7 protein-coding genes and 1 tRNA gene are annotated in these 10,758 nt (G+C 63.2%); 7 read left to right on the top strand and 1 reads right to left on the bottom strand.

The features are described 5' to 3' along the window. Positions 1-382: 382 nt before the first annotated feature. Positions 383-829 (bottom strand): MaoC family dehydratase, encoded by a 447-nt coding sequence (locus tag Q1W26_RS15735; RefSeq protein WP_300442190.1) that lies wholly within the window; start codon positions 827-829, stop codon positions 383-385. Positions 830-1,041: 212 nt separating this feature from the next. On the opposite strand from Q1W26_RS15735, the gene Q1W26_RS15730 reads away from it, so the two are divergent. The 7 genes from Q1W26_RS15730 (at position 1,042) to Q1W26_RS15700 (ending at position 10,698) form a co-directional block, all read left to right on the top strand. Next, positions 1,042-1,887, top strand: coding sequence for an HDOD domain-containing protein (locus tag Q1W26_RS15730; RefSeq protein WP_300442188.1), 846 nt, complete (start codon positions 1,042-1,044; stop codon positions 1,885-1,887). Between the two features lie 15 nt (positions 1,888-1,902). Then, entirely contained in the window at positions 1,903-3,417 is a 1,515-nt protein-coding gene (locus Q1W26_RS15725; RefSeq protein ID WP_300442186.1) for an NAD(P)H-hydrate dehydratase, read from the top strand. Positions 3,418-3,476: 59 nt separating this feature from the next. Beyond that, positions 3,477-3,551 (top strand) — tRNA-Val (locus tag Q1W26_RS15720). 859 nt (positions 3,552-4,410) lie between these two features. After that, positions 4,411-5,334: an NAD-dependent epimerase/dehydratase family protein gene (locus Q1W26_RS15715; RefSeq protein WP_300442184.1), complete on the top strand. Its 924-nt coding sequence runs from the start codon at positions 4,411-4,413 to the stop codon at positions 5,332-5,334. Further along, positions 5,331-7,682, top strand: coding sequence for a glycosyltransferase (locus Q1W26_RS15710; RefSeq protein WP_300442182.1), 2,352 nt, complete (start codon positions 5,331-5,333; stop codon positions 7,680-7,682). The genes Q1W26_RS15715 and Q1W26_RS15710 overlap by 4 nt, the downstream gene beginning before the upstream one ends. After that, on the top strand, positions 7,679-9,349 hold the full coding sequence (locus Q1W26_RS15705; protein ID WP_300442181.1) for a methyltransferase: 1,671 nt from the start codon (positions 7,679-7,681) through the stop codon (positions 9,347-9,349). Before Q1W26_RS15710 ends, Q1W26_RS15705 begins: the two co-directional genes overlap by 4 nt. Further along, a complete protein-coding gene (locus Q1W26_RS15700; RefSeq protein WP_300442179.1) occupies positions 9,346-10,698 on the top strand; it encodes a histidine phosphatase family protein in 1,353 nt (450 codons plus the stop codon). The genes Q1W26_RS15705 and Q1W26_RS15700 overlap by 4 nt, the downstream gene beginning before the upstream one ends. Positions 10,699-10,758: the final 60 nt, after the last annotated feature.

Genomic DNA, 10,758 nt, shown 5'->3' with positions numbered 1-10,758 from the left:
AGCAAAAACTCGGCATCCAGAACATGGCCGAACTGGCGATGGCCGCCGTGCGCGCCGGCGTGATCGAAGTGTAAGAAAGCTGTTTGAGCCTGAGTGTGTGCCTGCTGGACGCCCGTGGCCCAAAAAAAGGGCTATGTAACCGTGACCTGTGGAATCTTTGCGTCGATTGCAGGTGCGTTGTTGTGCTTGTGTGGGGGCGACTTCAGTCGCCCATCCGCGCGTTGAGTCACTGGCAAACCGTTGATCAGCCTCCGCGGGCGACTGAACTCGCCCCTGCTTGGCCCCTGCATCGTCGGGTTGATGAATTTCCACAGACAACGATGACAGAGCCAAAAAAAAGGGGCCGATGGGCCCCTTCGTGCTTACCTATAGCGACTGACGATCAGCGGGCGGGCACCATGATGTCGGCTTCGCCTTCGAGCACGACCTTGCCGCGAACGGTACAGATGGTGTCGAACTTGGCCTTGCGCTTTTCAGCGTTGAGTTCCTTGATGGTGCAGCGGGCCACCACGGTATCGCCAATCTTGACCGGAGCCTTGAACTTGAGGGTCTGGGCCAGATAGATGGCGCCAGGGCCGGGCAGCTTGGTGCCCAGCACGGTGGAGATGAAGCCGGCCGACAGCATGCCGTGGGCAATCCGGCCACCGAACATCGTGGAGGCAGCCAGCTCTTCGTTGATGTGCACCGGGTTGTAGTCACCCGAAACGCCGGCAAACATCAGGATGTCCGCTTCAGTCACGGTGCGGGCATACACGGCGCTCTGGCCGACGGACAGCTCTTCAAACTTGTAGCCGTAAAACTCTTCGAAATTATTGGTCTGTTCGCTCATTACTGTTCCCTTTTCGTGCGTGTTGGTAGTCAGAAACCCGAGGCGTCCCAGGGCCGAAACGCTGCCGGCATTGAACGCCCGTGCAGCATACCGCAAACCCGTGACAGGTGATTCGATCGGCAGGCCGTGCAGCCCCCGGCCGGCGAAGTTCCCGTGGGAACAGCCGCGGTCGGCTAGAATCGGCACTGCCCATCCACGCGAGTCCCCATTCCATGCAAGCACCCGACCAGGCCGAGATCGATCGCCTCCTGAAAGGCGTCGACGTTCCCGCCTGTCCGGCAATCCTCAGCCGTCTGCAAAAAGAGATCGCCTCGTCCAACACCTCGCTTGCAACCCTCGGAAGCATCCTGGGTAACGACGTCGCCCTCTCCGCCTCGGTTCTGAAAGCCGCCAACTCACCCGCCTTCGGCCTCAGCCGCAAGGTCAGCACGATCCAGCAGGCACTGCCGGTGCTCGGCATGCGGACGATCTCCAGCCTCGTCGCCGGCGTTGCCCTGCGCAATGCCATCGGCGGCGGCCCCCGCCTCGACCGTTTCTGGGATTCCACCACCCGCATCGCCCACCTGTGCGCCCGCCTCACCAAGGAGTTCCGCGGTGTACCGGCCGAGAGCGCCTACAGCTACGGCCTTTTCCACGATTGCGGAATCGCCGTGCTGATGGGGCGCTTTCCCGACTACCGGGACACCCTGCAACTGGCCAACACCAACCTCGACCAGACCTTCACCAGCATCGAAGACGCCCGGCACGCCACCAACCATGCCGTGCTCGGCTACCTGCTGTGCCGCAACTGGGGCCTGCCCGAAGATATCTGCAACGCCACCCTGCTCCATCACGATCTCTCGATCTTTACGCACGGCGCCGATGCCACCGCCGCCAAATCGCGCACGCTGGTCGCGCTGGCCACACTGGCCGGCTATTTCGTCGGCAGCTTCACGCGCATGAGCGAGGACTCCATCTGGCAACGCGGACGCGAGCCTGTCATGGCCCACCTGGGCATCAACGAGAACGATCTTTTCGACCTCCGCGAAACGGCCTTCGAAACCCTCGAACACATGTAGCCCACCCCGCACCCGATGCCCACCGCCAAGTTCGCTCCGTCCCGCCCGATCTACCCCGTCGCCGGAATCCGCGACATCGAAGCCCGGGCCCTGCCCGGCGCCGTCCCCCCGCTGATGGAACGCGCCGGAGCCGCCGCCGCGGCACTGGCCCTGCGCCTCCTGTTCGATCGGCCGGGCGCGGTGCTCGTCGCCTGCGGCCCCGGCAACAATGGCGGCGACGGATTCGTACTCGCCCGTCACCTGCGCCAAGCCGGGCTCTCGGTGCAGGTTGCCTTCGCCGGCGATCCAGCCCGCCTGCCGGCCGACGCTGCCGCCGCCCGTCTCGCATGGCTGGAGCAAGGCGGCAGCACAACGCCCGACCTGCCACCGCCCCCGCCGGGCGGCTGGGCGCTGGTCGCCGACGCCCTGTTCGGCATCGGCCTGCAGCGCCCCCTCGAAGGCCTCTACGCCACCTGGATCGAAGCACTCAACGCCCAAACCTGCCCGCGCCTGGCGCTGGACATCCCGAGCGGCCTTGACGCTGACACCGGCCAGCACGTCGGCCCCTGCTTTGAAGCCAGCCACACGATCACCTTCATCGCCCTCAAGCCCGGCCTGCTCACCCTCGACGGCCCCGACCTGTGCGGCGAAATACTGGTCGACAGCATCGACCTCGAACCCGAAGAACACCACCCGGCCCCCGGCCGCGAAATCACCCCGGTCCTCTTCGCCGAACGCCTGCGCCCCCGGCGCAGCAACAGCCACAAGGGCAGCTACGGCGACGCGGCACTGATCGGCGGCGCGCCGGGCATGGTCGGCGCCGCGGTGCTCGCCGGCCGGGCCGCGGCCTACCTGGGCGCCGGACGCGTGCTGATCGGGCTGCTCGACCCCGCCGCACTGCCCGTGGACATCCTGCGACCCGAGCTGATGTTTCGCAGCGCACCCGATCTGCTGGCCGAAACCGGAATCGGCGCCTTCGCGGTCGGCCCCGGCCTCGGGCAGTCCGACACCGCGATGGCGCTGGTCGGCACCGCAATCGGCAAGCCCCAACCCCTCGTCCTCGACGCCGACGCCCTCAACCTCGTCGCCCGTGAGCCCGTGCTGCAAAACGCCCTTGCCGCGCGCAAAAGCCCGACCCTCCTCACCCCCCATCCGGCCGAAGCCGCCCGCCTGCTCGCCTGCACCACGCGCGACATCCAGGCCGACCGCGTCGTCGCCGCCTGCAGGCTGGCCACACGATTCAAGGCCTGGGTGGTGCTCAAGGGCTGCGGCAGCATCGTTGCCGGCCCGGACGGGCAGTGGTGGATCAACACCAGCGGCAACCCCGCAATGGCCACCGCCGGCATGGGCGACGTGCTCACCGGCCTGATCACGGCCCTCCTCGCCCGCGGCTGGAGCGCCCAGGACGCCCTGCTCGCCGGCGTACACCTGCACGGCCTCGCCGGCGACCACATCTGTGCCGCCCACGGCATCGACAGCGGCCTCCTCGCCGACGAACTCGCCCCGTCGGCCCGCCACTGCTTCAACGCATGGATTCACCCGACAACATAAAAACAGAAACAGGTTGACGACCCCTGATCGCCTGCCTATAATACGCGCTCTCACCTACCGGGCGGTTAACTCAGCGGTAGAGTGCCACCTTCACACGGTGGAAGCCACTGGTTCGATCCCAGTACCGCCCACCAGATATAACGTAGCGTTTTCAGTAGTTTGGCTAACGATACGTATCAAGCAGCACAAGAAAACAGGCGCCTCCAGGCGCCTTTTTCATTTCAAGCGGCACATCGATAACGATGCGCAAAAAGGAACCCGAGGGTTCCTTTTTTGTTGTCCTGCGTCGCAACCCGGCCATTCGCGGTCGCCACGATACCTGACTAACTTCAAGCCCACGGACACTCACGCCTTCGTTACCGACGTCCCCGCACTTGCAAAGCACGACATCCTTCAGGCATGGCCCTGCAGCTACTGCCATGCAAGTCGCACCTGTTGACCTACCTCATGCCAGCGTCGCAGAATCCTTCCCGGCGAGACTACTTCTCTTCACACCCCGATTTGGGTCATGGGTGACAGCAAAGCTGGTGAGGCAGTATCCCCGCTGAAAACGACCCTAAGCCAGCTTTGACTCCATTTGCGCGCTTGCGCACGTCGTTTCTCCAGACGACCTCCGAGACCCACGGGGGGAATGACGGTCGGAACTGGCTGTAACGCTTGGAGAAATCTGCATGAAATCCGCTGCCTCGAAGTGCGCGCTGGACAATCGCGCCAACCAGCTCAACCCCTGCCACCCTGCCTACCATCTCTCTCGGGGTGCTTCGGCATCTGAAGCTCAGGCTCGGGCGGCACAGAGCAAGCCTGTACTCGACAACCGCTCCGGGCAACTCAATCCGAACAATCCTGAATACCCCGGGACTCGGCCGAGTGTTCAGCCCGGCAAGTCGGCCCCCTCCCCCTCCAAACAACATCCGTAATCCAGCGGTAGCTTAGTTCGTCTTCCGCATCCTGGCGTTCTAGCGCCAAGAGGCGGAAGACTCCTGGAGATATCCCATGAGTGGAAAAATCCTTATCACAGGCTCGGAAGGCCTGGTGGGCAGCGCCTTGCGCCGAAAGCTGGAGTCGTCGGAGTTTGAGGTTTGCGGCCTCGACATCCGTGCCGGCCACTCGGAAGCCGGCGATGTACGAGACCCCATTGATGTGAGGAACGCAATGTGGGGCTGCGTTGGCGTCGTTCACCTTGCGGCCGTTTCGCGCGTCGTGTGGGGCGAGCGCGACCCAGACCTGTGCTGGAAGACGAACGTCGAAGGCTTTCGCAACGTGCTCGAAGCGGCAGATCAACTGGCCATCAAGCCATGGGTGGTCTTCGCCAGCAGCCGTGAAGTCTATGGTCAGCCTGAGCGACTGCCCGCCGACGAGGATACGCCTCTCAGGCCGGTCAATGTCTATGCCCGCTCCAAGGTGGCCGGCGAGCAGTTGATCGCAGGGGCCCGAGACCGGGGGCTGCGAGCCTGCGTCATCCGGCTCTCGAACGTGTACGGAAGCACGCAGGACCACCTCGACCGTGTGGTTCCCGCGTTTGCCCGTGCTGCACTTCTTGGACAGCCACTTCGCATCGACGGCTGTGACCATACGTTCGACTTCACCCACATCAGCGATGTCGTACAAGGGATCGCTGCGCTTGTGGAGTTGCTGGATCGGGGTGTCGCCCCACCTCCCCCGATTCACTTCGTCTCCGGCGTACCGACGACGCTCGGCCACCTGGCGAAGCTGGCTATCGACATCGCGCAGAGTGGCTCCACGGTCACACATGCACCTCCACGCAATTTCGATGTGGCGAAGTTCCATGGCTGTCCAGGGCGGGCTGAGTCGCTGCTGGGCTGGTCGCCTCGCACCTCACTCCGCCAGGGGCTGACGGCCCTGATCAACGACTTCAGCACCATGTACAAACAGCACGCAGCAAAGGAAGCATCATGAAAATCCTGAAGGTCATCCACGGCTATCCGATGCGCTACAACGCGGGATCCGAGGTCTATAGCCAGACCCTGTGTCTCGGCCTCGCGGACCATCACGAAGTGCATGTCTTCACCCGAGAGGAAGACTCCTTTGCCCCCGACTACCGACTCCGGGTCGAGCACGATCCGGACAATCCGGCGATCACCCTTCACGTTGTGAACAACCCGCGCAACAAGGATCGCTATAGGGCCGCCGGGATCGATCAGCGATTTGCCGAAGTGCTCGACCGGGTTCAACCGGATGTCGTGCATGTGGGCCACCTCAACCACCTCTCGACGTCCCTGCTTCGCGAGGCGGCCAATCGGGAGATTCCGATCGTCTACACCCTGCACGACTACTGGCTGATGTGTCCCCGCGGTCAGTTCATGCAGATGTTCCCGGAAGACCCCAACAACCTCTGGGCCGCCTGCGATGGTCAGGAGGACCGGAAATGCGCCGAACGGTGCTACGCCCGCTACTTCGGCGGCGGCCCGGAGGACTTCGAGGCCGACGCGGGATACTGGACAGATTGGGTGGCAAGGCGGATGGAGCATGTTCGCGAGATGGTTGAACTCGTCGACGTCTTCATCGCCCCCGCCCGCTACCTGCACGATCGCTATCGGGATGCGTTCGGGCTCCCTGCGCGCAAGCTCGTCTATCTCGACTATGGCTTCGCCCGGGAGCGCATGGCGGGCCGCAAGCGGACGGAGGGGGAGCCCTTCACGTTCGGCTACATCGGGACGCACATTCCGGCCAAAGGCATTCATGACCTGATCCGGGCTTTCGGCATGCTGAGAGATGATGCCCGGCTGCGTATCTGGGGCCGCCCCAACGGGCAGGAGACCAAGGCACTGAAGGCCATCGCGGCCTCGTTGCCGGCCGGCGTCGCGGAGCGCGTCGAGTGGCTGTCGGAGTACCGCAACCAAGAGATCGTCCAGGACGTCTTCGACAAGGTCGACGCGATCGTCGTGCCCTCAGTGTGGGTGGAGAACTCCCCCCTGGTCATTCATGAAGCCCAGCAGGCCCGGGTGCCGGTCATCACTGCCAACGCCGGGGGAATGGGGGAGTACGTTCATGATGAAGTCAACGGACTCCTCTTTGAACACCGCAGCCACGCCTCCCTGGCCGAGCAGATGCAGCGCTTTGTCGACGACCCCGAACTCGCCGCCCGGCTTGGAGCACGGGGGTACATCGATAGTCCAACAGGTGACATCCCAGACGTTGCGGAACACGTCAGGGACGTTGAAGCCCTCTACGCTCAGGTGCTCAAACGCCGCGACAGCGCGCGTGTCAGCCAGGGAGACGGCCCGTGGCGCATCACTTTCGACACAAACCCCGACACCTGCAACATGCGCTGCATCATGTGCGAGGAGCACTCGCCGCACAGCCCGCGTCAGACGGATCGCCGAGCGGCAGGCCTGCCGCGTCGGGTGATGCCCTTCGAGCTGATCAAGCGCATCGTCGCGGAGGCAGCACCACGCGGCCTGCGAGAAATCATTCCATCAACGATGGGTGAGCCCCTGCTCTACGAGCATTTCGAGGGCATCCTCGAACTGTGCTCGCGTCACGCGATCCGGCTGAACCTGACGACCAACGGCACCTTCCCGCGTCTCGGTGCGAAGGCCTGGGCCGAACGCATTGTTCCGGTGACGTCTGACGTCAAGATTTCCTGGAATGGCGCAACCAAAGCAACGCAGGAAGCCATCATGCAAGGCGGTCACTGGGAGACCCTGCTCGAAAACGTCCGAACCTTCATCGCAGTTCGTGATGAGCACGCCGCCAACGGCGGCAACCGGTGCAGGGTGACCTTCCAGCTCACCTATCTTGAAAGCAATGTGGGCGAACTGGCCGACATCGTGCGCCTCGCCATCGAGTTGGGTGTCGACCGGGTGAAAGGACATCACCTGTGGGCCCACTTCAAGGAAATCGAAGACCTGTCGATGCGGCGTAACGCGGAGGCGATCAGGCGGTGGAACAAGGCGGTACTGGATGCTCGGGAGATCGCAGCAGCACATGCCCTGCCCAACGGGAAGCAGATTCTTCTCGAGAACATATTCCTGCTCGACGAGGACGCCTCGACGGACCTCGCGCCAGGAGGGCCATGTCCGTTTCTCGGGCAAGAGGCTTGGGTGAGTGCAGCAGGACGGTTCGATCCCTGCTGCGCTCCGGATGCCCAGCGCCGAAGCCTTGGCGAGTTCGGCAATCTCCACGAACAGAAGCTGATGGACATCTGGAACGGCGCAACCTACCGTGAGTTGGTTGCGACGTATCGCAACCGCCAGCTCTGCCTAGGCTGCAACATGCGAAAGCCCGTTGAGGCACAGTTATGACCTGGCAGGCACTGACCGTCGCCGAGGACTGCACCCACCACGTCGCGGAGGGCATACCCGCCTACTTGGAGCGCTTCGATGAGGTGCTGAAGTTTCACGCGCCGGGGCTGGCGCCAGTGCGGCGACGGGCGGAAGCGTGGCACATCCGCCCTGATGGCAGTCCGGCCTACTCAAGGCGATTCCTGCGAATCTTCGGCTTCTATGAAGCGCTTGCCGCGGTTGCGGATATCGACGGCTGGCATCACATCACGCCTCACGGAGCAGACGCCTACCCCCAACGCTATGCCTGGTGTGGCAATTTTCAGGAGCAGCGCTGTCCCGTCCGCATGCAGGACGGCACTTATCTGCACATCACCCCCAGCGGCCTCCCGGCCTACGCTGCTCGCTGGCGTTATGTGGGGGACTTTCGTGATGGAGTTGGCGTCGTTCAGCACCTAGATGGGCGATCGACACACATCAGACCGGATGGAACCCCACTCCACGGGGCCTGGTTCCTCGACCTTGATGTGTTCCACAAGGCGTACGCCCGGGCCCGGGATGAAGCGGGATGGATGCACATTGACCGTGCTGGCGAACCCATCTACGCACGCCGTTTTGCCAACGTGGAGCCCTTCTACAATGGTCAGGCAAGGGTTGAGCGCTTCGACGGCGGACTCGAAGTCATCGACGAGTCGGGGCATCAGCTCGTCGAGCTCCGACCTGCACAGCGATCCGAATTTGCGGCGCTATCCGCCGACATGGTTGGCTTCTGGCGGACTGAAACCATCGCGGCGGCAGTCGAGCTGGGTGTTTTCGAGGCGCTACCCGGAACCTCGGCCGAGGTCGCAATGCGCTGTGACCTTCATCAGGATCGAACCCTCCGCCTCTTGCGTGCCCTGGGCGAACTCTCTCTGGTCACGATGGAGGGCGCGCAGTGGCGGCGAACTCCCCGTGGCGAGTATCTATGCAGGGATCACCCCCTGACACTTGCCGGTGCAGCAGGCGAGTACGCGCAGCATTTTTCCAAGATGTGGAAACCCCTTCCTGAAGCCATCCGCAGGTCTGGGCAGTGGCATGCGCCGGATGTTTTCGGCGACGTGGCCAAGGACGATACCCGACAGTCGTCTCATCACCGGATGCTGCTCAGTTACGCACGTCACGACTACCCGAATGTGCCAGCTGCACTGCATCTGCGGGGCGATGAGCGGGTCGTCGACGCCGGCGGCGGCTTGGGCGCCTTGTCTCTCGCGTTGCTGGAGCAATATCCCGAGCTTGGGATCACCCTGCTGGATCGCCCCGAAGTCATCGACCAAGCGCAGCATGGCCTTTCGTCGGAACCACGCATCGAACTGCGGGCAGCAGACCTGTTTGAACCGTGGCAGGTTTCGGCTGATGCGGTAGTGATGGCTCGCATTCTCCATGACTGGGACGACTGCGCCGCCATCCATATCCTCAGGCGGGCCCGGCAAGCCCTGGCTGTCGGCAACGAGATCTTCGTGATCGAGATGGTGCTGCCTGAGACGGGCCTCGCGGGGGCTTTGTGCGACCTCCACCTTCTGATGGTCACTGGCGGCCAGGAGCGCACAGAGGCTGGATACGCATCCATCTTGGCGGCTGCGGGGTTTGAGCTCGTCGAGGTACGGCCCTTGCCAGCCTTGCCGTCAATCCTGGTGGGACGAGCACGATGAAGGACGAGGCTATCTGGCAGATACCACCGTCCATTGAGCGGTGGCTGATGGCGATTCCCCTGGATCGCCCAGTCGCCCTATTGCTTCGTCACTCCGTTCGAGATGCTCTCCCACCGGGGGACGCCGGAAACGCGGTTCCCATCAATGAAGCCGGCGTGAAACTGGCTCAGTTGCTGGGCCATGCCCTCAGAGGTCGATTGAGAACGCTACACGCGAGCCCCCTTCCCCGCTGCATCCAGACTGCCGAGATGTTGTGCGCCGGCGCGGGGGCCGAGCTCCCGATCGTGCCCGACCTGCTTCTCGGTGATCCGGGTGTTTTTGTTCTCGACGGTCGCACGGCATGGGAAAACTGGGTTGCACTCGGCCACGAAGGCGTGATGCAGCATCTGGTGAGCGGCGAGAACTCCTTGCCCGGGATGGCCAACCCTGATGCTGCCGCGCGCCACCTGGTGCACCACATGCTTGCAAGCGCGGCGCAGACGCCGGGGCTGCACGTCTTCGTCACGCATGACTCGCTGGTAACGGCAACTGCGGCACGCCTGCTAAGAAAGCCTCTGGGGCCAGAGTCATGGCCTTGGTACCTTGAGGGGGCATTTTTCTGGCGTGACGACGAAGGTCTCCATGCAGCCTACCGGGACGAGCACCGGGTCTCCGTACCGGAGCCGCTCTGCGATCTTCGGGAGATGGACGTCATCGAATTCGCAAGGCGTGAAGTTGCCAGAACGGTGGGGCTCGACAGCGGCGCTAGATTCCTCCTCGCGGGCGGCGCGTTCAAGTCCCTGCTTACAGGCCGTCCTCCTCGGGATCTGGACCTTTGGGCTCCGTCGATCGAAGACAGAAATCTGTTGATTGAAGCGCTGGACCGACGGGGGGCTCAGCCTCTTGCGGCTCGTTCTTTTGCTGACGCGTTCGAGATAGCAGGTCGAATCGTCGAGGTGCCGCACAAGACATCCCCTCCCACTTTGGAGGAGCGACTGGCCCAGTTCGACCTAGCGCTCTCGGCAATCGGTGCCGAACATCGTCCGGGCGACGACTGGTCAGCCAGGATTCACGACTTGGCGCACGCATCCGTGGAGCGCCGCACGGTTCTGCTGCTCAAGCCTTTGGTCAATTGGAAGTATGCGCTGACAACCCTAGAACGTATGAGGCAGTACGCTGATGAGCTGGGCTTCTTGAGTCCAGACGACGATGAGGCTGAGGTCTGGAGAGTGTTCGAATCCCAGTCCGACGAACTGCAGTCAGGCATGTTGGCACGCTACGCGCAGACAGGAAGGGGCGGTTTTAATGTGCTTGAGGAGGCACAGCGTCGTTTGGAGATGTTGCGGGGAGTAGAAGGTCGGCGACATTGAGTTGGAACTGACTGCCAGCGCAACACAGGCCCATCAAGCGCACTGGAAGATTCTGATAAT

The sequence above is a fragment of the Zoogloea sp. genome (assembly GCF_030157465.1).
Classification (GTDB): Bacteria; Pseudomonadota; Gammaproteobacteria; order Burkholderiales; family Rhodocyclaceae; genus Zoogloea.
This window is presented reverse-complemented; position numbering and strand designations above follow the sequence as displayed.